Consider the following 26,790-nt stretch of genomic DNA (forward strand, 5'->3'; position numbering starts at 1 on the left):
CAACCGACCTCACGAAAAATCGAGGCTAGCCGCGGGGAAGGGCCGATTGGACATCGGACCGGCTAAAAACGAGCATCGTGACCTCTAGGATCTGGTTGGCGGTCGCAAAGAGTCGCATACGCTCGTTGGGGTCGAGTCCGGGCGTGCCCACCGCTCGCATGCTGTAGTTACAAGCGAGCATCACCTGCCGAAACGCATAGAACATGTAGGTAGCCGGGGCGTAATAGTGCGACGCATCAGGAGTCTTGGGCACTTCTGCCCAATCGGCGATGGCTTCCCATTGCGCCGAGTCGGCGACCAGCGTCTGCACCAGATTCATAAGCTTCTGTTGCGCGTCGTAGAGCAGGCCAATAAATGCGTCTTCGTCCCTTTCCTGCTCCGGAAGCTTCAGGTGGCCCTCAGCCTTCTTGAAAGAAGCATAGGAACCACGGATCAATGCGAATGCGTACTTAACGCGATCCGCTGCCGTGGTGCCTTCCAATTCTTCCCTGATCTCGGCCATCAGTAAGGCGTCCTCACCCCGCGGCTCCCATGAAAGGAGCTCGTTGGACAGGTGGACGACGCTTCTCTCTTCCTCGGCGAGTTCGCTTCGCGCGGAGTCCTGTGTAGGTCCTTTTCCGAATCTCTTCTGGGCGGCCGTGTCACGAACTCCGAGAGACTTGCCGATCTCAGCCCACCCGACACCATGAGCGCGCGCCTCGGCGACAAGCTCGGGCAGTACGTCTTCACGCAGCGCTTTCGAGATGGCATCCGTCGCGGCTATGTAGGAGAGAACGGCCGGACTCGGAGATTCGCCTTGACTCTCGAGCGCGCTGATCGTCCTAACCATCTGGCCCACCGCCCGGCGGGCCTCAAACACAGCTGGATCCGCGCTGTAGGGCCAAGAGCCGGATTCACACGTCGTCGGCGGCGTACGGCCGTGCCAGGGCATGTTCACTTACAACAGGGTAATCGGGAATGTTGGCCACCGGAAGGCGGTGTCTCCACCTCCGGTGGACCCGGCCCACTTCGTGTGGACCGGTAAAGGTGGCATGCCTGGCTCACCGGTCGCTCAATAGGTCGTACCGCTGGCCACACCACAGAGGGGACAGTCGTGAACACCTACAGCATCGCGCGACGCCTTGCCCACGCCATCTTGTCCGCTGCTGCCAGGTCTGCGAGGTCTTCCGGGCCTGGCCGCTCGGTCATGCATCGGTCCATCATCGCCGTTGACATCGTCGCCGCCGGGCGCGCCTCCACAGGAGCGCAGATCCAGATGCGTACAGCCCTTTACCGTATTGTTCAGGCGACCTGTGCCAAGGTCGGCCTGCCCTGGGACGCCAGCCACCATGAAGATCGAGGGGATGGGATCCTGCTGATCCCGCCCGCCGATGTCAGTGCTGAGTTGCTCCTCGAACTCTTTGTCGGCTACCTGAGTGCCGGCATCCGCCGCCACAACCAGAACGCCGACCCAAGAGCCCGCCTCCGGCTACGTTGCGTCATCCACGCCGGCTATCTTCTCCTAGACACTCATGGTGTTGCTGGCAGAGCTGTCACGCACGCCTTCCGGCTCCTGGACGCCCCGCAGTTCAAGGCTCTCGTCGAGCGGGAAAACACCGAGTTCGCGCTGATCACCTCCGATTACCTCCACACTGAGATCATTCGCGATGGTCCCGGCCTCATCGACCCCGCTCACTACAGGCCATTGGCGATCGCCTACAAGGAAACTGAGGAGGTGGCCTGGGCGCTTCTGGCGATTCCCTCCAGGTAAGGGCACCGCTCGATATTTGATGAAACCGTTGCCACAGTCTGGCACCTGCCTTGGCCCGGCCCAGCGGTCCCAGGCTTGTGCTGGCCCGCGGCGGCTATCCCGGCGCCAAAGTTCGGGCCAACCGAATCGGCCGACCTTGTGCGATCTCCAAGTGGAGATCACGTCATTAGCGCCACCGTCGTCCTACGTCAGCGAAGTCCTCCCGCCCTCCAATCCGAACCCCGTAGGGGGTACATCTCCACGTGGTCGACGAGCGGTCGGCACGATCGGTTGCGGATTCCCCGGGCCCCCGATACCAGTCGTCCCGCGACGGGCGGGGCGAGGTGGACAATCTTGAAGGCCTCCTCCACCGAGGTGCCTTGCTCCACGAGGCGAAAAAGGGAGGTCAGCGCAGTTCGCGGGCAGTCGTGCCATCCCGCGAGGGCCAGAAGAGCATCAGCGGGACCGCGCCCGTACGGCGGGTTCAACGCTCTCGAAATGTGGAAAGCGTGCGGGCCGTCGGCATGAGCGCGGCGGCCTGGTGGTGACGGTCAGGCTCGAGAGGGCCGCCCAGGTCGTCATCAAGGTCAGACAGCGGGTCGGCCACCACCTCGGCGGCCAACGCGGCGGCGCCGACGGCTGGTCCGAGCTTGCTGCGGGCCGCGTCCACTCGGAGCGGGTGAGCTGCTCCGCAGAGGCCGCCAGCAGCCATCGGCGCACCGCCGATGCCGTGGCCCTGCCTTCCGCGCCGCGGTCCCAGTCGCGGGCGAGTACTCCCTCCCCTGAAGGTATGGACCTGCGTGCAGTATCGCAGTACTCTCTGCGCAACACGCACTACATAGGCGCAATGCGCACAGGAGTGGAGATGACATCCATACCACCGCCCTCCGGGCCACTGGGAGACCTCCTGGTGGTGGAGATCGGGGACCGCGTCGCGGTCGCAGCCTGTGGTGGCATGCTTGCTCAGCTTGGAGCGGACGTGGTTCTCACCGAATCCCCTCGCCCCAGCGCCCAGCACAAGTGGCGTGACAGAGCCGTGACCGCCACGGGCAAGCGCAGCATGACGATCGATCGAAGGTCGCCCGAGGACCGTGCCCTGCTCGGCTCTGTGCTTGCTGTCGCCGACGTCGTTCTGTTGTCCACTGACGTGGGCGACGACGACCTTGCGTTGTGGGAGGCGGCACGTCCGGAGCGGCAGATCATCTGCGACACCACGGCGTTCGGACATGACGGTCCACTGGCGGGGCGGGCGGGTTCGGAGGCAATGGTCCAGGCGATTTCCGGGATCGCCGAGACCACCGGCCGGCCGGACGGTCCGCCCGTGCTGGCCGGCGCTCCGCTGCTGGAGCTGGAGTCCGCGGTCTATGCGGCGGCCTCGATCATCGCGGCTCTCCGTGTCCGGCGACTCCACGGCTTCGGCCAACGGATCGACATCGCACTCTACGACGTGGGGGTCAACGCGCTCGCCGCGTTCCTGCCGCTCCCGTTCTCGGGGCGTACGGCCACCCGCAACGGCAACCGGCATCCGACGCTGTCACCGTGGAACTCCTACCGGGCCGATGACGGCTGGGTGTTGATCTGCGCACCGACGGACGACCAGTGGTCTCGCTTGTGCGAAGTGATCGGCCGCCCGGAACTGGTGCGTGACACCCGGTTCGCGACGACGACCAGCCGGATGGAGCAGGCCGATGCGGTCGATGAGGTGGTCGGCGCATGGACAGGTGAGCGGTCCGTCGCGGATTGCGTGAACACGCTGACCCGGGCGGTGATTCCGAGCAGCCCGGTGGTCCCGGTCGGGGAACTCGCCGATGAGCCCAATCTGCGCCACCGCGGCATGGTGCACTTGATGACCGACCCGGAAACGGGGCGGCGGGTGCTCGTGCCGGGACCGCCGGTACGGATGGATCCGACACCGGACGCACAGATCCCCTTGCCCGATGCCGACCGTGCGGCCGTGCTGAGGCTGGCCGCCTCGCGCACTCCCTCCATGGACCGTGTCACCGGCGACGCGCCGTCCGCGGCACGCCCGCTGGACGGTGTCCGAGTGGTCGAGATCGGCATGAACACCGTCGGTCCGCTGGCGGGCAAGCAGCTCGGCGCGCTGGGCGCGGACGTGATCAAGATTGAACCGCCGCGGGGCGACTCCAACCGGCACAACGCGCCGCTGCGTCCCGACGGCCAGGCCTATGTCTTCGCGCTGCTCAACACCGACAAACGAGGTCTTGTCCTGGATCTGCGCGAGGAGGAGGACCGGCAGGTCCTCTGGGACGTGCTGCGTTCGGCCGACGTCCTGATCGAGAACCTCAAGCCCGGTTCGCTGGACCGCCTGGGCTTCGGGCCCGCTGCCGTCCGGGCGGCGCTGCCGCGATTGATCTACTGCTCGATCAACGGGTTCGGCCACCACACGGTGTACCCGGGGCGCCCAGCACTGGACACGGTTGTGCAGGCGGCCTCGGGGGTGATGAGCACCACGCTCGTCGACGGTGTCCCCACCAAGGCCGGGATCTCGATCTCCGATCAGCTCGGAGGCCTCTTCGGGCTGCTGGGTGTACTCGCCGCGCTTGAGGGCCGCGATTCCCATACAGGCTCCGGCGCGACGCTCGATCTGGCGATGCAGGACGGGTCGGCGTGGGCGACCCACTGGAACTGGAACGCGACAACCGGTGTGCAAGCACACATCGAGCAGACGAAGGACGGCTTCGTACTGGACGAGGACGGAGCCCGCACGCCGGTCCTGACCGTGCGCGACGTGCTCGCCCACCCGCATACAGCGGCACGCGGGCTGATCGTGGACAGGCCCACCGGCGACGGGGACTCCTGGACGGTGCTGGGCTCGCCGATGCGCTTGCTGTCCACCCCGGCGGCCGTGTCCAGCGCGATGCCGAGGCTGGGGCGGCTGGACCCTCGCCTGTCCGCCGAGTTCGGCCTGGAGTCCGGCCCTGACGGCCGGGTCCGGCGCACTAGGTCCTTCACCCGAAGGGAGTCCTGACCATGCCCGATCTCGATCGGCTCGCCCGGCTGCGGGACACGGTCGCCATTGTGGGCGTCGGTGAGACCGACTACCCGTCCGACTACACCCGCGCCCGGCGAGGAGAGCGGCACCAGGACGCCTACGGCCATGCGTCGATTGCCTTTCGCCGCGCACTGCGCGATGCCGGACTGGCGCGCCACGACATCGACGGTCTCGTTGCGGGGCCGACGCTGGCCGGCGAACGTCTGGGCGAGGTGCTCGGCATGGATGTGCGCTGGGCGGACCAGGCGGACGCCGTCCAAGCCGTGCTCAAGGCCGCCATGGCGATCCACTCCGGGGTCGCCGAATGCGTGGCGCTCGTCTACGGCAACGACCAGCGGACAGCCGGCACCGCGTACGGAGGCCGTAATGCCATGGGCGGTGACCGCCACCTCGCCTACACCTACTACGCCCCGTGGGGGCTCACCTCCCAGGGTGCGCTGTACGCTCTGCTGGCCAATCGTTACCTCGCCACGGTCGGGCTGACCGAACGCGATCTCGGCGCGGTCGCCGTCGCGCAGCGGAGCTTCGCGCGCCTCAGCCCCAACGCGGTCATGCGCAAGCCGCTGAGCATCGAGGAGTACCTGGCGGCGCGCTACATCTGCGAGCCGTTGCGGCTCTACGACTACTGCCTGGTCAACGACGGCGGGGTCGCCCTCATCGTCACGACCGCCGAACGCGCCCGGCGGCTGGGCCGGCCCGCGGTGCTGCTCAGCGGAATCGGTCGCAGCGACCACAACCGAGGCGCGACGAGCCTGCGTCCCCGGCTGGAGCACTTCTACCGGCCGGCACAACGGCAAGCCGCCGAACAGGTGTACGGCATGGCCGGGATCGGGCCCTCCGACGTCAACGTCCTGCAGATCTACGACAGTTTCAGCGTCCACGTCCCGCTGGCACTTGAAGGGTTCGGATTCTGTGCCGACGGTGAGGTCGGCCGGCTGTTGGCCTCCGGCGACCTGGCACCGGGCGGACGCCTGCCGGTGAACACCTCCGGAGGCCATCTGTCCGGGAGCTACATGCAGGGCTGGGGGCACCAGGTCGAGTGCGTGCGCCAATTGCGCGGCGACGCCGGAGACGCCCAGACCCCCGATGCCGTGACCGCCCAGTACATCTCCGATGTCGCGGGCAAGGTCACCTCGCTGATCTACCGGAGGGCGGACGCATGACCGCCGCACGTCGTCCCGCCCCGCAGCAGAGCCTGTACGACAAGCCCTACTGGCATTACGCCGCCGAAGGCGAACTGCGCCTGCAACGGTGTGCCGGGTGCGGCGAGTTCCGCTACCCACCGGCGCCCGTCTGCCCGGAATGCCTCGACAGTGAGCACGCCTGGGAGCCGCTGTCCGGGCGCGGATCGCTTCTCTCCTGGACGGTCTTCCACCGGCAGTACTTCCCCGAGATCCCGGTCCCCTACGTGGTCGTGGTCGTCCGCACGTCCGAAGGTCCGCTCCTGGTCGGCAACCTCGTCGGCGCGAGCGTCCGCGACCTCAGACACGACATGCCGTTGCGGGCGGTCCACGAAGACGTCTCCACCCCGGCCGGCCCCCGGCGCCTCTGCCAGTGGACGCCGGAACCACACCCATCTCACGACGAGGAGCACGCATGAACCCGACCGTCACAACAGAGGCCGCCACGGCGGAGGAGTCCGTGATCTCCTACGGACGGAACTTCGACGTCCGTGACCGAGTGATCGTGATCACCGGAGCCGGACAGGGGATCGGCCGCGAGTACGCTCGCGAGTTCGCCGCCGCCGGGGCGCTGACCGTGATCGCCGAGGTCAACGACGATTCGTCCCGCCGGGTCGCAGCGGAGATCGAGCAGGCCGGAGGTACGGCGCTCGCCGTACCCACCGACGTCGCCGACTCCGCGTCGGTGGCCGCTCTCACCGACACGGTGGTCGGCGAGTTCGGCCGGATCGACGCACTGATCAACAATGCTGCGATCTTCTCCAGCCTGACCATGCGTCCGTTCGAGGACATCCCGCTGGAGGAATGGGACACCGTACTCCGCGTCAACATCACCGGCTCGTTCCTGTGCGCCCGTGCCGTCGCCCCGCACATGCGCGCCGCCGGCTGGGGCCGCATCGTCAACATCATGTCCGGCGCCGTCCCGCTGGGTGTCAGGAACTACCTGCACTACGTGACGTCCAAGGCGGCGCTCATCGGCATGACCAACTCGCTGGCCAGGGAACTCGGCGCGTCCGGCATCACGGTCAACGCCATCCAGCCCGGTGGCACGTTCACCGAGGTGCCGCGCGAGACGGTCACGGCCGAAGGCAAGGCCAACCTCATCGCCGGCCAGTGCATCCCGCGCGAGGAGGTGCCGATGGACCTCGTCGGCCTCGCGCTGTTCCTGTGCACGCCGGCGGCCGGCTTCATCACGGGCCAGACCATCGCCTGCGACGGCGGCCTCACCCACACCTGATCCACGGACGCGACGAAGGAGAACATCATGGGCGCAGAGAACGCACCCGAGGAATTCGCCCTGTGGCTCGATGGAAAGCCGTACCCGGCCGCGTCCGGAGCACGCTTCGACAGCCGCAGCCCTTTCGACGGCACGCTCGTCGGCCGATTCGCCGACGGTGGGGAGGCCGACGCCGCCCGGGCGGTCGAGGTCGCACGGCGTGAGTTCGACGGCGGGACCTGGCCTTCGAGCCCGAGCCGCCGCCGGTACGAGGTGCTGAGCGAGGCCGCCCGGCTGCTGACCGCCGACGCCGAGAACGTCGCCATGCGGATGGTGCTCGAATCCGGCAAGCCGGTCACGCTGGCACTCGGCGAAGTGGCCGCCGCGGCACGCTGCCTCGAGTACTACGCGGGGCTGGCGCTGTCGGCGGAAGGATCGGCGGTCAGCGAGCGCAACCCGCAGGCGCTCGGCCTGATCCTGCGTGAGCCGGTCGGCGTCGCGGCGCTCATCACCGCCTGGAACTTCCCGCTGCTCGGCGTGGTGTGCAAGCTCGCGCCCGCGCTGGCCGCCGGCTGCACCGTCATCGCCAAGCCCTCGCACCTGTGCCCCGGACCCACCCTGCTGGTCGCGCGGTGCCTCACGGAGGCGGGCCTTCCCGACGGCGTGTTCAACGTGGTGACCTCGCAGCAGGAACGGGGCGCGGTGGTCGGCCAGTACCTCGCGGCGTCGACCGGCGTCGACAAGATCGCCTTCACCGGCTCGACGACCAGCGGCCGGTCCGTGATGCGCGCCGCCGCCGTCAACACCAAGCGGGTGGCGCTCGAACTCGGCGGCAAGTCGGCCAACATCGTGTTCCCGGACGCGCCGATCGAGGACGCGGCGCGCAACGCGATCGGCGCGTTCACCTTCAACAGCGGGCAGCAGTGCTCGGCTGGAAGCAGGCTGCTGCTGCACCGCGACGTCCACGACGAGTTCCTCGCCGCACTGACCGAGCACGCGGCGGCGCAGGTCCTCGGAAACCCCCGCGACCCCGCCACGACCATGGGCCCCTTGATCAGCGAGCAGCAGCACCGGCGCGTGCTCGACTACATCGAGGTCGGGCGCGCCGAGGCCAAGCTGGTCACCGGTGGCGGCGCACCGAGCGACCCCGCGCTGGAGCGCGGGCACTTCGTGGAACCGACCGTGTTCGACGGCGTGGACAACTCCTCGCGGCTCGCGCAGGAGGAGATCTTCGGCCCCGTCCTGTCGGTGATCCCGTTCGAGACGGAGCAGGAGGCGATCGCGCTGGCCAACGACAGCGCCTATGGCCTGGCCGGCGGGGTCTGGACCCGGTCGATCGACCGGGCCATCCGGGTGGCCAAGTCCGTGCGCACGGGCAAGATGTTCGTCAACTGCTACAACACCGCCGGCCTGGACGACATGCCGCACGGCGGTTACAAGGACAGCGGTACCGGACGCGAGTTCGGGACGGTGGGCCTGGAGGAGTTCCAGGAGCTCAAGACCGTCCAGATCCTGCTGCGTTAGGCGGCCGGATGAACATCGCAGAGTGGCTCGCCGCGACGGCGCGGCGGATGCCGGACGCACCGGCACTGGTCAGCGGCGAGCGGGTGGTCTCCGACTACGCGGGATTCGCCGCAGCGGCCGCGTCGGTCGCGCGCTGGCTCGTCGACGAACACGGCATCCGGCCGGGCGACCGGGTCGGGCTCTATCTCGCCAACTCCCCTCGCTACCTGGAGTGCCTCTACGGCATCTGGTGGTGCGGTGCGATCGCCGTGCCGATCAACCGCAAGCTCGCACCCGCCGAGGTCTCCGTCATCGTCGACGACTCCGAGGCCTCGCTGGTGTTCACCGACGCGCAGACCCCGGCCATGGCCGCCCCGCACACGCACGCCCCGGCGGTCGTGAGCGTGGACCGGCTCGCACTGCGGACGGCGCCGCGGCCAGGCGAACCGGCGGAGCGGGAGATGGACGACGTCGCGTGGCTGTTCTACACCTCCGGCACCACCGGGCGGCCCAAGGGCGTCATGCTCACCAACGCCAACCTGATCGCGATGTCGTTGTGCCATCTGGCCGACGTCGATGCGGTCGGTCCGGGCGAGGCGGTGCTCTACGCCGCTCCGATCTCTCACGGCGCCGGGCTGTACGGACTCGTCCACACCCGGATGGGATCGCGGCACGTGTTCCCGGCCGGCGGCCGTTTCGACGCCGGCGAGGTTCTCACCCTGGCCGCCGCCACCGGCGAGGTGTCGCTGTTCGCGGCGCCCACGATGGTACGGCGGCTGGTGGAGGCCGCCCGGTCGCGCGGCGGGACCGGTGAGGGCCTCAAGACCGTGATCTACGGTGGCGGGCCGATGTACCTGGCCGACATCCGGGACGCGCTGTCGGTCCTCGGGCAGCGCTTCGTGCAGATCTACGGCCAGGGCGAGTCGCCGATGACCATCACCGCGCTGTCCAGGAGCGACCACCAGCACACCGGGCATCCGCGGTATTCGCAGCGGCTGGCCGGAGTCGGCACCGCACAGAGCGCGGTGCGCGTGCGGGTGTGCGCCCCGGACGGCCGGCCGGTCCCCCCGGGACGGATCGGCGAGGTCGAGGTCAAGGGCGCCACGGTCATGGCGGGGTACTGGCGCGATCCGGAGGCCACCGCACGGGCCTTGCGCGACGGGTGGCTGCGCACCGGAGATCTCGGCCGGCTGGACGAGGACGGCTACCTCACACTCGAGGGCCGCTCGAAAGAGCTGGTCATATCGGGCGGCTCGAACATCTACCCGCGCGAGGTCGAGGACACCCTGGTCATGCACGAAGCGGTCGCCGAAGCCGCGGTCGTCGGTGTACCGGACGCCGAGTGGGGCGAGCTGGTCGTGGCGTTCGTCGTCCCGGAAAAGGGCGTCGAGCTCGACGGCGACCTCGGTCGGCGGCTGGATCGGCACTGCCAGGAGCACATCGCCCGGTTCAAACGCCCCCGCCGCTACCACTTCCTCTCAGAACTGCCCAAGAACGCCTACGGCAAGGTCCTCAAGTCCGAACTGCACGCGACGCTCTCCGCGCCGCGAACCGCTGACCGAAGGAGCACCCGCCATGAGTGACCGCATCAGTACCGAGCCCGTCTACGAGGACATCCTCTACCAGGAGAAGGACCACGTCGCGACGATCACGTTCAACCGTCCGGACCGGCTCAACGCGTTCCGCGGGCAGACCTACGCCGAGGTCACCGACGCGGTGCTGCGCGCGGGCTGGAACCGTGACATCGGTGTCATCGTGCTGACCGGCGCGGGAGACCGCGCGTTCGCCGTCGGCGGCGACTCCGCCGAGAAGAAGTCCGATCGGGTCGGCGCCGGACGGGGTTCGGTGGGCATTCCGGTCGAGGAGATGCACAGCGCGATCCGGGACGTGCCCAAGCCGGTCATCGCGAAGGTGCGCGGATACGCGGTCGGCAGCGGCAATGTGATCGTTACCGTGTGCGACCTGGCGATCGCCGGTGAGAGCGCCGTGTTCGGGCAGGCGGGTCCCAAGGTGGGCTCGGTCGACCCCGGCTTCGGCACCGCCTTCCTGGCGCGGATCGTGGGCGAGAAGAAGGCGCGCGAGTTCTGGTACCTGTGCCGCAAGTACCCCGCGCGCGAGGCCCTGGACATGGGGCTGATCAACCACGTTGTGCCCGACGACCTGCTGGACGACGAGGTCGACCGGTGGTGCCGGGAGATCAACGACCTGAGCCCGACCGCCCTGGCCCTGGCCAAGCGGTCGTTCAACGCCGACAGCGAGAACATCCGCGGCATCGGGCAGCTCGCCTTCCAGGCCCTGGCGCTGTACTTCGGCACCGAGGAGTCGAAGGAGGGAGGCAACGCGTGGCGCGCCAAGCGCAAGCCGGACTTCCGCGGAGCGATGGGGTGATCGAGCCCCTGCCCGCCGGTGGCACCGCACCCGCCTCCACCACGGTATGCGTCGGCTTTCTCGACGACGACCATGTGCTGGATATGGCGCGGCGGCTGCTCACCGCACGCAGCGATCGGGACTGGGCGGATCTGGCCGGGTTCTTCGCGCCCGAGGTCCCCGATCCGTCCGTGCTGCGCTCCCTGCGCGCCGGTGTGGGACCTGCCGACGGTGTGACGGTCGCGTCATCGCCCGCCGACTGCACGGTCCTGCTCCTGCGGCGCGGCCGGGTCGACCGGCGGCTGCTCGAAAGCAGCCCGCGGTTGCGGTTCGTGCAGCGGCTCGGGGCGCGGGACGACGGCATCGACCTGGTCGCCGCACGCGAACACGGCGTGCAGGTGTCCTGTCTGCCGCGCCCCAGCCTTGAGCGCACCGCCGAGCATGCTCTGCTGCTGATGCTCGCGCTGGTCAAACGACTACCGACCGCCGACCGCGCGGTGCGCGCCGGGCGGACCGCCGGCCGCCCCGGCGACGTCGCCTACAACTGGGCGGGGCTCACCGGGCTCGGCGGGCTCACCGGACGCACGCTCGGCATCATCGGGCTCGGTGAAGTCGGGCTGCTCGTCGCCGAACGGGCGCGGGCATTCGGCATGCGGCTGCTCTACTGCGGAGCCACCCGGCCGCCCGCCGAACGCCAGACCGAACTGGGCGCGCGGCATCTGCCGATCGGCGACGTACTCGCCGGAGCCGACATCGTCAGCCTGCACGCGCCCGGTGCCACTGCGGGCGAGCCGCTGATCGGCCGTGCCGAGATCGACGCGATGCGCCCCGGCGCGCTGCTGATCAACACCAGCCGCGGCCGGCTGGTCGACGAGGACGCGCTGTACGACGCGCTGGCGGCCGGCAGGCTGGGCGGGGCCGGCCTCGACGTCCACCGGGCGGAGCCCCGTCCCGCCGACGACAGGTTCTGCGCGCTCGACAACGTCGTGCTGACACCGCACATCGCGGGCGGTTCCCGGTTGGACGTCCTGGACGAGGTCGGCCAGATCTTCGACAACATCCGCAGTGTCCGGTCCGGGGGTAGTCCAGTGCACGGACGCGTGGAGGTCGGGTCATGACGACGTTCGCCGGCAAGCCGCGGACGGTGGAGTTCTTCGAGCTGGACTTCACGCGATTCGTCCGGCGCGGCGACACCGTGCTGTGGACGCAGGGCGTCGGGGAACCGCTACCGCTCATCGAGCGGCTGCTCGAACAGCGACACGACATAGGCGGTTTCACCGTCCTGTTCGGCGGCGCCGGCTATGCCGATGTCGTCCGGCCTGAGCACGCCGACGTGATCTCGTTCCTCACACCGGGGGCCGTCGGCAGCAACCGGGCGCTGTGCGCGGCGGGGGTCGCCGACATCCTGCCGTGCCACCTGTCCGATCTCCCGCGGCTGATCGCCTCGGGAGTGCTGACGGTGGACGTGGTCATCGCGCAACTCGCCGAGAACGAACGGGGGCGGTTCAGCCTCGGCCCGGCGAGCGGGTACGTGACGGCCGCAGCCGAACGGGCACGGACGGTATTGGCCGAGGTCAATGACCAGGCGCCGTGGACGCACTCCCGGCATCCGGTCGACCGCGAGCGCATCGACGCCGTCGTCCGCACCAGTCGGCCTTTGGTCGAGGTACCCTCGCGGCCACCGTCGCCGACCGACGAGAAGATCGCGCAGTACGTGGCCGACCTGGTCGAAGACGGAGCGACCGTTCAACTCGGCATCGGCGCCGCCCCGAACGCCGTCGCCCGGCTGTTGGCCGCGAAGCGCGACCTGGGGCTGCACAGCGGGGTCATCGGTGACGCCGTCGTCGACCTCGTCGGGTCGGGCGCGGTCACCAACGCCCTCAAGCCGATCGACCGGGGCGTGAGCGTGACCGGCGGGCTGATCGGTACGAGGAGGCTGTTCGACTTCGCCCACGGCAACGAGCGGCTGCGCGTGGACCCGGTGACCCACACGCATGACCAGGCCGTGCTGGCTCGGCTGCCCCGCTTCACCGCGATCAACTCCGCGTTGGAAGTCGACCTCACCGGCCAGGTCGCCGCCGAGGTCGCCGGTACCGCCTACGTCGGCACGATCGGCGGCCAAGGCGATTTCGTCCGCGGCGCGCTGAGTTCGGAGGGCGGCCGGTCGATCATCGCGCTGCCCTCCCGCACCGGCAGGGGGCGCGCCCGGATCGTGTCGCGGATCGAGTCCGGCGTGGTGACGACCGCTCGTGCCGACGCCGACCTGGTGGTCACCGAGTACGGGGTCGCCCGGCTCCGCGGCCGTCCCATCGGCGAACGGGTGCGCCGACTGATCGGCATCGCCCATCCGGAGGACAGGGAGGCGCTGCACCGCCAAGCGCTCGACCAAGTGGCGGGTTACCGATGACGCGCAGATGCGAAGGAGAACCGTGAAACTCTACGTGCTCGACGGCGGCCGGATCGAGATCTTGGACTGGGCCGTGTTCCAGCCCGATGCCGGTCCAGGGGTCCGGCGGTGGCTGTCAGACACCTGCTACCTCATCGTCCACCCGCGAGGGACACTGGTCTGGGACACCGGGCTCCCCGGCGAACTGGCAGATGTGCCCGAAGGCCGCACCATCCCGGACATCGCTGTCTTCCATGTGCGGGAACCGTTGGAGCGGCAACTGGCGGCGATCGGCCACCCCGCCGACCGCATCGATTATCTGGCCTTGTCGCACTTCCATCCCGACCACGTCGGTAATGCGGGACTGTTCACGAACGCCACACTGCTCGTCCAGCACGATGAGCACGCCGCCGCGTTCGGTGACGCACCAGGCGACTTCGGCTTCGACCGCGACACCTACGAGTCGTTGAGGAGCCGCGCCACCACCCTGCTGCACGGAGACCACGATGTGTTCGGCGACGGCTCGGTGCTGGTGAAACGTCTCCCGGGGCACACACCGGGCGGCCAGTCCCTGCTCGTCCGGCTGCCCGACACCGGTCCCGTGCTCATCTCCGGCGACCTCGTGCACAGCCTGGACAACTGGACGGGACGCGTGGTGCCCCGCCACAACTGCGACCCAGGCGAGACCCGGCGCAGCTTCGACCTGGCCGCGGACCTGCTCGCCGAGGAGGGCGCGGCCCTGTGGGTGCAGCACGACCTCGACCAGCAGGCGGCGCTTCGGCACGCGCCGGACTACTACACCTGATCTTCTGGAGACATCGATGAGCTCATCTGAACTGGGCGTCGCCGTGGTCGGCGCCGGGGCCGACCACTGGAGCGGTACCGCGCACATACCGGCCATCACGGCGCTCGACGGCCTGCGGCTGCGCCGGGTGGTGACCTCCACGCCGGAGTCGGCCGCCCTAGCCGCGGAGCGGTGGCAGGTCGAGGCGACACACGAACTCGACCGGGTCCTGGACGACCCTGCCGTGGACATCATCGCGGTCACCGTCCGAGTGCCGCGGCACGCGGAGATCGTCGAAGCCGCGATCACAGCGGGCAAGCACGTCTACTGCGAATGGCCGCTGGCCGTCGACGTCCCGCAAGCGGCCAAGCTCACCGCTTTGTCGGCGAGCCGTCCGGGCCGGGTGCACGTGACGGGCCTGCAGGGCCGGTTCTCGCCGCACCTGCGCACCGCGGCGCAGGCACTGGCCGCGGGCCGGATCGGCCGGCCGCTGACGGCCAACCTCCGGGTCTATCTACCGTTGGGGCTCCTGCCCCGGCCAGCCCACCGGGCTCATCTACGGCATCGTTCGGTGGCCGCGAACGTGCTCAGCATCCACGCCGGCCATACGCTCGACATGCTCGGCACCGTGCTCGGCCCGGCACGAGTGAGCGCCGCGCGGATGTGGTCGGCGGTACCGGAGTTCTTGGTGGACACGGGAGAGCGGCTTCCACGCGACTCCCCCGACAACGTCGCCGCGCTGCTGAACTACGCGGGCGTCGTCGTAGTCGCCCAGTTCTCCCATACCGGCCCGAACGAGTCCTTCGAGCTGGAGATACTCGGCACCGAGGGACTGATGCGCCTGTCCTCGACAAGCCAGCCCCAGTTCGGTCAGCTCACGCTCGAGGTCACCCCACTCGGATCGCGTGACCGAGACGTCCTGCAGCCTCGGGGAGACCTGCCATACGCGTCACCGTTGCCTGCGAACCATCCCGGGCACAACGTCGCGTCCGCGTACGCAGCGCTCGCCGACGCCATTCGTACAGGGCACGCACTGACGCCGCTACCCGACTTCAATGTCGCCGTTCAACTGCATGAACTACTGGCTGTAATCACTGCGGAAGCGTTGACAGCGCCGTGATTCAGCGCACATACTAAACCAACTTCCGCACAGGATAAGCGCAATGCGCACAGCGGATCGCAGGTCCGCCCTCCATGCCGAAACGAACGACCGGACGGTGCGTATGACCCCGATAGTCGAGTATCGGGACCTCTCCAAGGTCTTCTACAAGGACAACAAGCAGGTCCACGCCCTGGCACACGTGACGGCCGAGGTGGCGGAGGGCGAGCTTCTGGCCATCGTCGGCCCCAGCGGCTGCGGCAAGTCGACGCTGCTCAACCTGAGCGCTGGGCTGATGAAGCCCGGCACCGGAGAGATCCGGTACCGCGGCAAGCCTCTGAACGGCGTCAACACCCAGGTCAGCTACATCACGCAGCGGGACAACCTGCTGCCATGGCGCACCGTGGAGGACAACGTCGCGCTGCCGTTGAGTCTTGGTGACAGGCCGCGCCTCACCAAGCAGGAGCGCCGCGAACGCATCTCCCACCACCTCGAAGTCGTGGGCCTGACAGGTTTCGAGAAGCACTACCCCGGCGAGCTCTCCGGCGGTATGCGGAAGCGCGCGCAACTGGCCCGCTCACTGGTGTACGAGCCCGACATGCTGCTCATGGACGAGCCTTTCGGCGCACTGGACGCCCAACTCAAGCTCGTGCTCCAGGCCGAGTTGCTGCGCACGTGGGAGGGCACGGGCAAGACGCTGATGTTCGTCACGCACGATCTCACCGAGGCCATCTCCATCGCCGATCGCGTGATCGTGATGTCCACTCGCCCCGGCCGGATCAAGGCCGTCGAACGCATCGACCTGCCGCGTCCGCGAGACGTCTTCAGCATCCGCTTCGCTCCGGGCTTCGGCGACTACTTCGACCGGCTGTGGTCCGCACTGCGCGACGACATCCGCCAGGGGCAGGAGGTCTGAACGATGAACGAGACGGCAGTGAACAAGGGCGATGCACGGGCGGTCCCGGCGGCCGCAGTGGATGAGGTCTTCCTGACCGACCCCAGCATCCGGGCCCGCCGCCGTGAGACCGTGACGGTGGCGGTCTCACGGCTGGCCCTGGTGGTCCTCGGGCTGACCGGCTGGGAACTGGCCAGCGGCCGGGTGATCTCCGACTTCTGGATCAGCAGCCCGAGCGCCGTCTGGTCCGCCCTGGCGCGTTTCATGGACAACGGCCAACTGCTGCCCGCCGTGCAGGCGACCCTGCTGGAAGCGGCGGCCGGCTTCGCGGTCGGTGCGGGTGCGGGCATCCTCATCGGTCTCCTCTTCGGAGTCAGCCGACTGATCGCCCGGATCTTCGACCCGTTCTTCGTCGCGCTCAATTCCATTCCACGAGTCGCTCTCGTCCCGCTGTTCATCCTGTGGTTCGGCATCGGCGTGGAGACCAAGGCCATCTTCACCGCGACCCTGGTGTTCTTCCCGGTGTTCATGAACACGCTCGCCGGGGCGCGCGACGTCGACCGCGATCTGATCGACGTGCTGAAAGTGATGGGCGCCTCCCGGCTCGACACGGTACGCCGTGTCCTGGTGCCCTCCGCACTCGTATGGGTGTTCGCCGGGCTGCGGATGTCGGTGCCCTTCGCGCTCATCGGAGCCGTGATCGCCGAGATGTTCACCTCGAACGAGGGGCTCGGCTACCTGATCTCGGTCACCGCCAACCAGTACGACACAGCGGGCTCGTTCGCGAGCCTGCTGATCACCACCATTCTCGGCCTGGCACTCACATGGATCGTCAGCCTCGTCGAGCGTCGCGCACTCCGCTGGCGGCCCGCCGAGGCGTGACCCGCGGGTCACCTCTCCAACCACCACCTTCCAGGGCGTCCACCCCGATTGCCCTGTCCTGGAAAGGAAACACGATGCCGAATTCAATCCACCCGAACACCCAGACGCCTCCGACCTCGCACATGTCTCGTCGCGGACTGCTCCGATACGCCGCCGTCGCGGGCGCGGCCGCAGCGGGCGCCCCGCTTCTGTCCGCCTGCGGCGCCGGCTCCGCCGACGGCAAGGGCGGCCGCGACACCGTCAAGCTGATCCATGCGGCGAAGGACCCCCTGGTTCTGTGGGCGGTCACCTACCTGGCCGAGGACCAGGGCTTCTACAAGAAGGAGGGCCTGACCGTCGAGCGGGTGCTGCTCGGCGGCGGTCCCGCCGCGCTCACCGGACTGCTGACGAAGGCCGGGCACGTCAACCTCTCGGCCCCCGGCGAACTGCTGGCCGCGGTCGGCAAGGGCCGGCGGCTCAAGACACTGCTCGCTCACACCAACAGCATGCCGAGCCTGCTGGTGGTCAGTAAGGCGTTCGCCAAGCGGGTCGGCGTCACCGCCGACAGCGATCTGAGGGATCGCCGGGCCGCCCTCGGGAAGGTGAAGGGCGCCCGGTTCGGCATCACAGCACCGGGCAGCCAGACCGACGCCTGCACCAGGCTCGCCCTCAAGCAGGCGGGTGCCGACCCGGTGAAGGACGCCCGAATCGTGCCCCTGCAGACCGCATCGAATTCGCTGGCCGCCCTCGCCAACAACCAGATCGACGGCTTTGTGGCGGTTCCGCCCGTGGCGGAGAAGGCCGTCATCGACATGGGGGCCGTGCCGCTCCTCCTCAACCAGACGGGGGAGATCGCCGGCGGCGATCGCATCCAAGGCATGACGATGCAGGCCCGTGCCGAGGACGTCGATGCGAACCCGGAACTGTACCGGGCGCTCGTGCGTGCCGATGTCCGCGCCATGCAGTCGCTCGTCGAGGACCCCGCCGAGGCAGGGGCGCTGCTACGCAAGACCAGGTTCAGCCAGTTGGACGAACGAATCTGGACCTACGCCTGGGGCCTCGTCCAGAAGTCGTGGGGTTCTCCCCTCGTTTCACAGGACTCCCTCAAGGCGTGGTTCGACAACGGCCTCATCACCGGAGCGAACGCCGCAGAGTTCCCCTTCGACGAGGTGGTCGACATGAGATTCGTCAATGAGGCGCTCAAGGCGACCGGGTGGAAACCTTCGTCGGCCCCCGTATGAAGCCGCCGGAGGTCTAGACTGACCGGGCGCACATAACAGGCGCATTCCGCACGAAATGCACGCTTCCGCAGGTCATCGATCGCATGGAGGACGTCACCATGGTTCAGCTCGACGGCGAAACCCCTCAGAAGAGGAGGTCGGTCGTGCAGTCGGTCACCCGCGCCTTCGATGTGCTGAACCAGTTGCGGGATGCGGCGATGCCGATGTCGGTCCAGGAGATAGCGCAGAGTTGCGGCCTGGACCGCACGGTGGTCCACCGGTTGCTGCGGTCGCTGCTCCAGCAGTCGATGGTGGTCGAGGAGCGCGGCCTGTTCCGGCTCGGCCCCGCCTCGATCCTGCTGGCCGATCGGTACCTCGATGACCTCAGCGTCCGCAGACTGGCCCTGCCGTACATGGTCGAACTACAGGCCAAGGACATCGCGGGCCGGCCGTGGACGGCCACCCTGTCGATCGCGGTCGGCGATGTCTCCGCTGTGATCGAGCGCATCTGGACACCCCAGACGCCGCTCGATCTCGTGCTCAGTGCGGGAGACAGCTTCCCCGTGGACACCACCGCAACCGGGCGCAGCATGCTCGCCTACTACCCGCCCGAGCAACTCGTCGAGACGATCGGGGTCGAGCGCAGTGAGGCGCTCGGCCCCGTGCTGGAGGGCGTCCGTACGGCGAACGGCATCGGCATGTCGAAAGGCGAGGCGGTACCGGGTGTCGAGGCGATCGCGGCGGTCATCCTGTCCCGGCGGCAGGTGCCGGTAGCGTCCCTCAGCGTCTCAGGTGTCGATCTAGGCGACCAGATGAGCCCCACCTCACCGCTGGCCTCAAGGCTGCGCCGGGCGGCGGGTGCAATCCAGCAGATGATCCCCTGACCGAGAGGAGCGGACTCGGCACGAAAGCTCGGATTTGAATCAGTAAGCTGTCGAACCGCCGCTCCCCGATGGCCAACGGCGTCGTCACAGGAAACCCGGCAGTTGGCACGCCGCATCAGAAACTCCATAGAACGTTGACGAGCACTCACAGTCCATCGAGGTCAGAGGCCTCGAACCCCGATCTTGCCCCCGGTAGAACCCATCTGGACCGGAGGAGGCGCGGTGAGCCGATCGAGGAGCCACCGTGGTCGGACTCTTCCGGACCCGCCACTACTCCCCCGGGCGTTTTCGCAGGTGAGAGGCTCCCCGATCGACTTCCATCGACCTTGATCGACTGGTCTGCTGTGCCACCGGTCAAAGGGTCCTCCGCGGTCACGTTCAGCGGAATGGTGATGCGATGGGCGCCCACAGGGAGCGCCCGGAGGAGGTCTATGCGGCCACGCCTGAAGGGCTGCGGAAGAGCAGCGGCGAGCAGGAGCCGGTCGTCGATGGCGGTGAACGCGGCGGCTTGGCCACCGGGAAGTCGACCGCGACGTTCCCGGGCGGCATCGCCCGCCTGGACCTGGACCTGGACCTGTCCGTCCGGGGCCACGCCGATGAGCTTCCGGTCGTTCACCCCGTCCTCTACGACGCCCGCTGAAACGGCTGTGCCGCGGCGCGGGCCGACGCCGCGGCACAGCACTCTGCTCGTCGAGTGTCATGAGCAAGTATCTCGCGCTCCGCTTTCCTGCACCGACAGACCAGGCACTTTCGCCCGGTGCTGCAGAGGCCCCCGCCCTGCCCGGTTCTGGATCGCGGGGGACACTGGAAGGGGCCGTTGAAGTCACCTCGCGTGCACATGAGGCTGCCCCGGCGGCGCCGCTCCACCCCGTCCGGCGGGTGAGATGTCGGCGCTCGCAGAATCAGGAGGCTTGCCATGCACGACGCCGAAAGCGACCACGCGGCTCTTCCGGAGGATGCGGAGAAGCGGCGGGGGCACGGCTCGGGCAAGGACCGCAGCGTCGCCGTTCTCGACGTGGGTGGACTGAGCTGGGCATCGGAGAAGAACATCGTCGAGTCCGTCTTGGGGCGCCGGCCAGGAGTGCTGGCGGTCGAGGCCAATCCCGTCTCCCAGACCGCGACGGTCGCGTTCGACCCGTCGCATACGTCGCTGGCCGAGCTCAGGGGCTGGGTGATCGAGTGCGGTTATCACTGCGCCGGGCAGTCGGTGCCGTCGCACATCTGCGACCCGATGGCCGAAGCAGCCGCCACTCCCCCACCGGAGGCCGGCACCGCCGTCGATCGCACCGGGCACCGCGCCCCGCCACCGCATGCCGCCGAGGCGGCGAAGGCCCGGTCGCCGCATGAGGCGATGGGGCACGGCGGGCACGGGGCGTCGTCGATGGCGGCGATGGTCGCCGACATGCGGAACCGGTTCCTGGTCGCGCTGCTGTTCTCCATCCCGATCGTGATCTGGTCACCGATCGGCGAGGAGGTGCTCGGCCTGGACGTGCCCACTCCGTTCGGGATCCGGCAGGACGTGTGGGCGCTGCTGCTGAGTCTGCCGGTGATCTTCTACTCGTCCTGGATCTTCTTCGACGGTGCCGTCCGGGCGCTGCGGGCCCGGACGCTGGACATGATGGTGCTGGTCGCCGTCGCGGTCGGAGCCGGCTGGCTGTACTCACTGGTGATCACGCTCACCGGCGGGGGCGAGGTGTTCTACGAGGCGGCCACGGTGCTGGCGGCGTTCGTGCTGCTGGGGCACTGGTTCGAGATGCGCGCCCGGGGCGGCGCCAACGACGCCGTCCGCACCCTGCTCGACCTCGCGCCGCCCAAGGCCGTGGTCATCCGCGACGGCGAGCCGGTCGAGGTGCCCACCGCCGAGGTGGCCGCCGGGGACCTGCTGCTGGTACGTCCGGGGGCCAAGATCGCCGTCGACGGAGTGGTCGAGGACGGTGAGAGCGAGGTCGACGAGTCGATGGTCACCGGTGAGAGCCTGCCGGTGCACAAGGCGCCCGGGGACACCGTCATCGGAGCCACCATCAACGCCAACGGCACCTTGCGCGTGCGCGCCACCAAGGTCGGCGCCGACACCGCCCTGGCACGGATCGTCCAGCTCGTCCAGGAGGCGCAGAACTCCAAGGCCCCCGGCCAGCGGCTCGCCGACCGGGCGGCGTTCTGGCTGGTCCTCGTGGCCCTCATCGGCGGCGCGGCGACGCTCGCGACCTGGCTGCTGACCGGCAGCGCCTTCGCGACCGCGATGCTGTTCGCGATCACCGTGGTGGTCATCACCTGCCCGGACGCCCTCGGCCTGGCCACTCCCACCGCGATCATGGTGGGGACCGGGCTGGGCGCCAAGCGCGGCGTCCTGTTCAAGAACGCCATGGCCTTGGAGACCTCCGCCCGCATCCAGACCGTCGTGATGGACAAGACCGGCACGCTCACCAAGGGGGAACCCGAGGTGACCGACGTCATCACCGACGAGGCGGACGAGACCGAACTGCTCCGCCTCGTCGCCGCGGTGGAACGCGAGTCCGAGCATCCCCTCGCCCAGGCCATCGTCCGGCACGCCGCCGAACGCGGCCTGGACGTCGCGCGAGCCGCACGTTTCCAGAACGTCCCCGGGCACGGTGCCATCGCCGAGGTCGACGGGCGACGCGTGCTGGTCGGCAACCGCCGCCTGGCCGAGCGCGAAGGCGTCGATCTCGGCGCGCTGGCCGGCCGCCGCGATGATCTGGCCGCCACCGGGCGGACCGCCGTGATCGCCGCGATCGACGGCCGGGCGGCCGGCCTGATCGGCATCGCCGACGCCCCGCGCGAGACCTCCCGGACGGCCGTCGCCGCGCTGCACGACCTTGGCGTCCAGGTCGTCATGCTGACCGGCGACAACCACGCCACCGCCGAGCGCATCGCCGAGCGGCTGGGCATCGACACCGTGATCGCGGAGGTGCTGCCCGGCGACAAGGCGGCCAAGATCGCCGAGCTTCAGCGCGACGGGCGCAAGGTCGCCATGGTCGGGGACGGCGTCAACGACGCACCCGCACTGGCCCAGGCCGACCTGGGCATCGCCATCGGCGCCGGCACCGACGTGGCCATCGAGACCGCCGACGTGGTGCTCATGCGCTCCGATCCGCTGGACGTGCCCACCGCACTGCGCATCGGTCGTGGAACGCTGCGCAAGATGCGGCAGAACCTGGGCTGGGCCATCGGCTACAACGCCATCGCCCTGCCCATCGCCGCCGGAGTCTTCGAACCCGGTTTCGGCCTCGTCCTGCGCCCTGAGATCGCCGCGCTGTCGATGTCCGGCTCCAGCCTCATCGTCGCGGTCAACGCCCTCGCGCTGAGGCGCCTGCGCCTCCCCACCGCGAAGCCCGGGCCGGTACAGGGCAAGTCTCAGCCCCCGTCTGTACCGAGCACCGCTCCGTCGAACGGATGAGGCCGGCACCGGCACCGTCTCGAACGGCTGCCTGTCAGCCGGCTACTTGCGCGTCCGGCCGCCCACGTCGTGAGTGCGGCATTCGACGAGCCAGTTCCAGAGCAGGGGCAACTCCACACGCGCGTCATGGATCACCACGGCCTTGCGGGCGTCGGGGTCGACGTGCGCCGCGAGCACTCCCGGCTGCTGGACCAGCATGGCGGTGGCCTTGTTCTTGTCGCCTCCCCAGGGGATCCCCCGCAGATCCAGGACGAGCCGGCAGGTGGGCCCTCGGTGTTTCCCGCTTCTCTCGATGCCCATGACAAGCCCCCCGTGCCATCGAGATGTCATGGCCAGGTTGCAGGGCCGGCGCCTCTGACCGATAGAGGCTTTGGTCCTACAGTCCGCCCAAGACCTTGTCAGCCGGCGAGCCGGGCGGCGAGACGCGGATTGATACGGATCGCACCCTGGAAGTTTCTGAAGTAGACCGGCTGGATTCGAAGAACGGTGCCGCGCCTGGGCGCGGCGAGCATCCTGCCGTCGCCGAGGTAGAGCGCGATATGAGAGATGTATCCGGGGGCTGTGGGGTCATGGGCCCAGGTGAGCAGATCGCCGGGAGCGGCTCTGTCGGACGGGATCCTCCAGCCCGCCTTCGCCTGGTCGTCGGCGACTCGCGGCAGCCGGACACCGGCCTTGCCGAAGGCGTACTGCAGGATTCCAGAGCAGTCGTAACCGCCCTCTGCGTCAGACTCCCCGCCCCATACGTACGGCATTCCGAGCTTGCTCTGGGCCACCTTGATCGCCGTGCGGATCTGTAGTGCGGTCAGGACTCGGCCCCGGGCGTCCGGGAGCCGGGCACCGGGATCGGCAGAAGCCCCGCGGTCATCGGCGAGGGACACGACCTTGGATTCGCCGGGTACGAGCCTGCGCACGCGCCGGGTGAGTTTCGTGAGGTCGCCCCTCCCGGCGCTGATGAGCAGCGCATTTCCCTCCGCCATGCCCAAGGCGCGTGCGGTCGGCCGCGAGACCACGGCGTCGACCTCGCCGATCCCCATCGTTGCGAGCGCACCCACCCTGAGGCTGGTCTTTCCAGCGGCTCCGTCGAGCGTCCCTTGGCTGCCGAGGGTCACACCGCCATCGGTCCCCAGGGCGAAGGAGACCGCGATGTCCCCCGCGGCGATGTTGCGCCAGAGTGCGTCCGATGCCGCGGTGGGTTTCGGCGTGTAGCGCCGGAACGTCGAAGGATCGACGCCGAAGACGGTGACGGGCTTGCCCGCGAGACGACCGCGTGCCGCATCGACCGTCTCGACTCCGCGCACGCCCTTCATCCCGGCGATCTCGGCGATCACGGAGGGTGGGAGAGATCGTGATGCGGCCACGAGCAGGTGCGGTGCGAGCCGTGACGTCAAGGGGGCGACGGGACCTGCGGAGGCCGTTCCGGGACGCCCCGCGGCCAGGAAACGGGCAGATCCCGCTGGTGCGACCGCGGCCGGAGGCGATGGGAGGCCGAGCGGACGGCGAGGACCGCCAGGTCCAGGGCAAGCGTGGTCACCGCCGAAATGCCGACCACCATGGGAACCGTGCGACCGTTCGGCTTGAACACCCGGTCCTCCCGCGAGGTTCGCTCACCATCTCCTACGATGCGTAGGAGGGCAACGATAACCGCCACGGGCGTCCCTCATTACCATGGGCAAGGTTGCAGGGAGCGCAGGGGGAAGCTCAGCGGCCTTCACAGCGCGCGGTCGCTACGGGGAGTGGAACGGCGGGTGGGGTAGCTGAATCGGTCACCGCAACGGTGCCGCCGGGCAGTGAAGCTGCCGTTCGGCTTGCTCATGCTGCTCTGCGTTCTGGCGATGCACGGCTTCCAGGCGTCGCCGAGCCCCAGCGAGACCGCCGGCGTCCCGATGATGGCCATGAGCAGCGGGCATGAGGCGGCTCCAACCTCCTCGAAGCCCCTCCATCATCCGTCCTCCGGCGAAGACCAACCCGGCGATCACCATCAGGATCATCCGGGCGGTCAGGTCTGCCTGGCGATCCTGACCATGCTCTCCTTCCTCGCGGCGATCGTCGCTCTGTTCGTGCGCGAGCCGATGATCGTGGCAAGGCGGATCCTGGCCAGGGTCCGGATCCTTCTCGTGGGCCGACCTCCACCGAGGCCGTCCCTGCACCGGTTGTGCGTGCTGAGGCTGTGACAGACCGCCGGCGCCTCCGGGCGCCGGGCTCCCAGACGTCACAGACACTCAACACGAAAGGTTCACGACCATGAAGCGCGCACTCGCGCTCCTCGCCGTCCCCGCCCTGGCGATCAGCCTGGCCGCCTGCGGCGACAACGGTTCCGACGATGCCAAGGGCCCGATGTCCGGCCACTCGATGCCGGCGAGCGCCTCGCCGTCCAACGGCGGCTCGCAGGCGCAGCACAACGACCAGGACGTCATGTTCGCCCAGATGATGATCCCGCATCACCGTCAGGCGGTCGAGATGGCCGATCTGGCCGCCACCCGCGCCGCGTCTCCTGAGGTGAAGCAACTCGCTGCCGAGATCAAGAAGGCACAGGACCCGGAGATCAAGCAGATGTCCGCCTGGCTGACCGGCTGGGGAGCTTCGGTGCCCTCGCCCGGGACGGGCGGGATGGGCCACATGGGCCACGGCGGCATGGACGGCATGATGACCGACAAGGAGATGAAGGAGCTGGAGGGAGCCAAGGGCGCGGCCTTCGACAAGGCGTTCCTGGAGATGATGATCAAGCATCACGAGGGCGCCGTGGCGATGGCCAGGACCGAGCAGGCCTCCGGGCGGTCTCCTGAGGCCAAGAAGATGGCCGCGGACATCGTGGCCTCGCAGTCCGCCGAGATCACCAAGATGCAGAAGCTGCTCAAGCAGTAGAAGCGGGCAGTCGCAGCGGGCGGGGACTCCGTGAGCCCCGCCCGCTCCGCCGCCGCAGGTGGCCATGGAGCCCCGGTACCACGGTTCGAACGGGCTACCGAAGGCTCATTCGAATCGGCGAGCATTCACGCCTGCCCGCCGGCTCATGCGGGAGTGGGCTGGTGGGCGCCGGCCGTGATGGCGCTGCGGAGGCGGTTCAATTCCTTGGGGTAGTTGACGGTCGCCGCGCCCACCAGGACGCCGTCTCGCGAGAACGCGACCGCGAACTTCGATTCCTCGACCGAGCCGGCGACGATGGTGCTCTGGTCGGCGAGACTCGGGAAGCCGGCCCATTGGATGCGCTTGCCGTGCACGCGCGTGCCGAGCCCGGCCACCTCGACGAAAGGTTCGGCACCGGAAGGCCCGCGCAGCAGGTTGCGCGCGGCCAAGGCTCCCTGCTCGTTGGCGTTCGCCCAGTGCTCGACCCGGACCGGATCGTCACCGAAGAGCCGATGAGGCCAGCGGGCGACGTCACCCGCGGCGACGACTTCAGGAAAACCCACCGCGAAGAGCTTGTCATCGGTGAGGACGCCGTCCTGGACCTGCACGCCGCTGCCCTCCAACCACTCGGTGTTGGGTTCGACCCCCAGCCCGGCGATGACCAGGTCCGCCGGAATCGACCGCCCGTCGCTCAGATGGACGCCCGCGATCCGGCCGCCGGGACCGCCTTCCAGACGGTTCGCCCGCACCCCGGTCACCAGATCGACGCCGTTCCGTCGATGGTGCTCGGCGAGCCAGTCCGCCACCTGCCGGCCCACGACGCCGATCATGGGGAGCGACCCGCTCTCGACGAGCGTCACGTCCATGCCCTGGGCGCGTACCGCTGACGCCACCTCGCCGCCGATGAACCCGCCGCCGATGACGACGACCTGCCGGGGCTTCTGCGCGAGAGCGGCCCGCAGCGCCTTGGCGTCGTCGATGGTCCGCAGGACGTGCACTCCGGTCAGCGCCATCTGGTCCTCGGGCAACCGCCGCGGCCGGGCACCGGTCGCTATGACCACGCCGTCGTAGCCGAGTTCGGAGCCGTCGTCCAGGACGATCGTCCTATCCGTGGTGTCCAGCCGAACGGCGCGACGGCCGCCCAGCCATGCGGCGTCGAACTGGTCGCCACCAGGGAGGGCGACGTCATCGTCACCGGCGAGAACGTTCTTGGACAGCGGTGGCCTGTTGTACGGAAGGTGCGGTTCGGCCCCGACGAAGTTGAGCTCGCCGTCATACCCCTCATTCCGGAGAGCCTGGACCGCACGGACACCCGCCAGCGAGGCCCCTACGACGACGATCCGAGTGTGATCACCCATGGCTGCGCTCCTGTCTCTTATGCCCTACCCCCCTAGGG

24 protein-coding genes are annotated in these 26,790 nt (G+C 68.9%); 20 read left to right on the forward strand and 4 right to left on the reverse strand.

The genetic code is table 11. The features are described from left to right. Positions 1–25 precede the first annotated feature (25 nt). Complete coding sequence (locus tag ABWI07_RS29380) at positions 26–937, reverse strand: hypothetical protein (protein WP_353820468.1); 912 nt, start codon at positions 935–937, stop codon at positions 26–28. A 156-nt stretch (positions 938–1,093) separates the two neighbouring features. Between ABWI07_RS29380 and ABWI07_RS29385 the strand changes: the two genes are divergently transcribed. The 18 genes from ABWI07_RS29385 to ABWI07_RS29470 all read left to right on the forward strand — a co-directional run bounded on the left by ABWI07_RS29385 (position 1,094) and on the right by ABWI07_RS29470 (position 22,553). Further along, positions 1,094–1,750, forward strand: a complete 657-nt coding sequence (locus ABWI07_RS29385; protein WP_353820469.1) for a hypothetical protein — start codon at positions 1,094–1,096, stop codon at positions 1,748–1,750. Positions 1,751–2,594: 844 nt separating this feature from the next. Next, the gene (locus ABWI07_RS29390; RefSeq protein WP_353820470.1) at positions 2,595–4,718 is read left to right on the forward strand and encodes a CaiB/BaiF CoA transferase family protein; all 2,124 of its coding nucleotides are present in this window, start codon (positions 2,595–2,597) and stop codon (positions 4,716–4,718) included. 2 nt (positions 4,719–4,720) lie between these two features. Continuing rightward, positions 4,721–5,905 carry a thiolase family protein gene (locus ABWI07_RS29395; RefSeq protein ID WP_353820471.1) on the forward strand — a complete coding sequence of 395 codons (1,185 nt, stop codon included), beginning with the start codon at positions 4,721–4,723 and terminating at the stop codon, positions 5,903–5,905. Next, the gene (locus tag ABWI07_RS29400; protein ID WP_353820472.1) at positions 5,902–6,342 is read left to right on the forward strand and encodes a Zn-ribbon domain-containing OB-fold protein; all 441 of its coding nucleotides are present in this window, start codon (positions 5,902–5,904) and stop codon (positions 6,340–6,342) included. Before ABWI07_RS29395 ends, ABWI07_RS29400 begins: the two co-directional genes overlap by 4 nt. Further along, positions 6,339–7,160 (forward strand): SDR family NAD(P)-dependent oxidoreductase, encoded by an 822-nt coding sequence (locus ABWI07_RS29405; protein ID WP_353820473.1) that lies wholly within the window; start codon positions 6,339–6,341, stop codon positions 7,158–7,160. Before ABWI07_RS29400 ends, ABWI07_RS29405 begins: the two co-directional genes overlap by 4 nt. A gap of 27 nt (positions 7,161–7,187) precedes the next feature. Continuing rightward, positions 7,188–8,663, forward strand: coding sequence for an aldehyde dehydrogenase family protein (locus ABWI07_RS29410; RefSeq protein ID WP_353820474.1), 1,476 nt, complete (start codon positions 7,188–7,190; stop codon positions 8,661–8,663). A gap of 8 nt (positions 8,664–8,671) precedes the next feature. Beyond that, entirely contained in the window at positions 8,672–10,225 is a 1,554-nt protein-coding gene (locus tag ABWI07_RS29415) for an AMP-binding protein (RefSeq protein WP_353820475.1), read from the forward strand. Continuing rightward, positions 10,218–11,030, forward strand: a complete 813-nt coding sequence (locus ABWI07_RS29420) for an enoyl-CoA hydratase-related protein (protein WP_353820476.1) — start codon at positions 10,218–10,220, stop codon at positions 11,028–11,030. Before ABWI07_RS29415 ends, ABWI07_RS29420 begins: the two co-directional genes overlap by 8 nt. Next, a complete protein-coding gene (locus tag ABWI07_RS29425) occupies positions 11,027–12,127 on the forward strand; it encodes a 2-hydroxyacid dehydrogenase (RefSeq protein ID WP_353820477.1) in 1,101 nt (366 codons plus the stop codon). Before ABWI07_RS29420 ends, ABWI07_RS29425 begins: the two co-directional genes overlap by 4 nt. Further along, on the forward strand, positions 12,124–13,416 hold the full coding sequence (locus ABWI07_RS29430; protein WP_353820478.1) for an acetyl-CoA hydrolase/transferase family protein: 1,293 nt from the start codon (positions 12,124–12,126) through the stop codon (positions 13,414–13,416). Before ABWI07_RS29425 ends, ABWI07_RS29430 begins: the two co-directional genes overlap by 4 nt. A gap of 22 nt (positions 13,417–13,438) precedes the next feature. Next, a complete protein-coding gene (locus ABWI07_RS29435) occupies positions 13,439–14,200 on the forward strand; it encodes an N-acyl homoserine lactonase family protein (RefSeq protein WP_353820479.1) in 762 nt (253 codons plus the stop codon). 16 nt (positions 14,201–14,216) lie between these two features. Then, a complete protein-coding gene (locus tag ABWI07_RS29440; RefSeq protein WP_353820480.1) occupies positions 14,217–15,299 on the forward strand; it encodes a Gfo/Idh/MocA family protein in 1,083 nt (360 codons plus the stop codon). Positions 15,300–15,402: 103 nt separating this feature from the next. After that, on the forward strand, positions 15,403–16,194 hold the full coding sequence (locus ABWI07_RS29445; protein ID WP_353820481.1) for an ABC transporter ATP-binding protein: 792 nt from the start codon (positions 15,403–15,405) through the stop codon (positions 16,192–16,194). Positions 16,195–16,197: 3 nt separating this feature from the next. Continuing rightward, positions 16,198–17,055, forward strand: a complete 858-nt coding sequence (locus ABWI07_RS29450) for an ABC transporter permease (protein WP_353820482.1) — start codon at positions 16,198–16,200, stop codon at positions 17,053–17,055. 74 nt (positions 17,056–17,129) lie between these two features. Beyond that, a complete protein-coding gene (locus tag ABWI07_RS29455) occupies positions 17,130–18,275 on the forward strand; it encodes an ABC transporter substrate-binding protein (protein ID WP_353820483.1) in 1,146 nt (381 codons plus the stop codon). 83 nt (positions 18,276–18,358) lie between these two features. Further along, positions 18,359–19,138, forward strand: a complete 780-nt coding sequence (locus ABWI07_RS29460) for an IclR family transcriptional regulator (protein WP_353820484.1) — start codon at positions 18,359–18,361, stop codon at positions 19,136–19,138. Positions 19,139–19,535: 397 nt separating this feature from the next. Beyond that, positions 19,536–19,778 (forward strand): hypothetical protein, encoded by a 243-nt coding sequence (locus ABWI07_RS29465; RefSeq protein ID WP_353820485.1) that lies wholly within the window; start codon positions 19,536–19,538, stop codon positions 19,776–19,778. Positions 19,779–20,054: 276 nt separating this feature from the next. Continuing rightward, positions 20,055–22,553 carry a heavy metal translocating P-type ATPase gene (locus ABWI07_RS29470; protein ID WP_353820486.1) on the forward strand — a complete coding sequence of 833 codons (2,499 nt, stop codon included), beginning with the start codon at positions 20,055–20,057 and terminating at the stop codon, positions 22,551–22,553. 42 nt (positions 22,554–22,595) lie between these two features. On the opposite strand, the gene ABWI07_RS29475 is transcribed toward ABWI07_RS29470, so the two are convergent. Both ABWI07_RS29475 and ABWI07_RS29480 read right to left on the reverse strand, forming a co-directional pair. Further along, a complete protein-coding gene (locus ABWI07_RS29475) occupies positions 22,596–22,853 on the reverse strand; it encodes a hypothetical protein (protein ID WP_353820488.1) in 258 nt (85 codons plus the stop codon). 98 nt (positions 22,854–22,951) lie between these two features. Next, positions 22,952–23,881: a C40 family peptidase gene (locus tag ABWI07_RS29480; protein ID WP_353820490.1), complete on the reverse strand. Its 930-nt coding sequence runs from the start codon at positions 23,879–23,881 to the stop codon at positions 22,952–22,954. A 459-nt stretch (positions 23,882–24,340) separates the two neighbouring features. Here ABWI07_RS29480 and ABWI07_RS29485 point away from each other — a divergent pair, with 459 nt between their 5' ends. Together ABWI07_RS29485 and ABWI07_RS29490 are read left to right on the forward strand one after the other, a co-directional pair. Then, on the forward strand, positions 24,341–24,724 hold the full coding sequence (locus tag ABWI07_RS29485) for a DUF6153 family protein (protein WP_353820491.1): 384 nt from the start codon (positions 24,341–24,343) through the stop codon (positions 24,722–24,724). A 70-nt stretch (positions 24,725–24,794) separates the two neighbouring features. Then, positions 24,795–25,415: a DUF305 domain-containing protein gene (locus ABWI07_RS29490; RefSeq protein WP_353820492.1), complete on the forward strand. Its 621-nt coding sequence runs from the start codon at positions 24,795–24,797 to the stop codon at positions 25,413–25,415. A 143-nt stretch (positions 25,416–25,558) separates the two neighbouring features. Here the strand turns inward: ABWI07_RS29490 and ABWI07_RS29495 are convergent, their stop codons facing one another. Then, positions 25,559–26,752: an NAD(P)/FAD-dependent oxidoreductase gene (locus tag ABWI07_RS29495; protein ID WP_353820493.1), complete on the reverse strand. Its 1,194-nt coding sequence runs from the start codon at positions 26,750–26,752 to the stop codon at positions 25,559–25,561. Positions 26,753–26,790: the final 38 nt, after the last annotated feature.

Origin of the sequence: Actinomadura sp. NPDC000600 (assembly GCF_040492135.1) — a bacterium.
Taxonomy (GTDB): Bacteria; Actinomycetota; Actinomycetes; order Streptosporangiales; family Streptosporangiaceae; genus Spirillospora.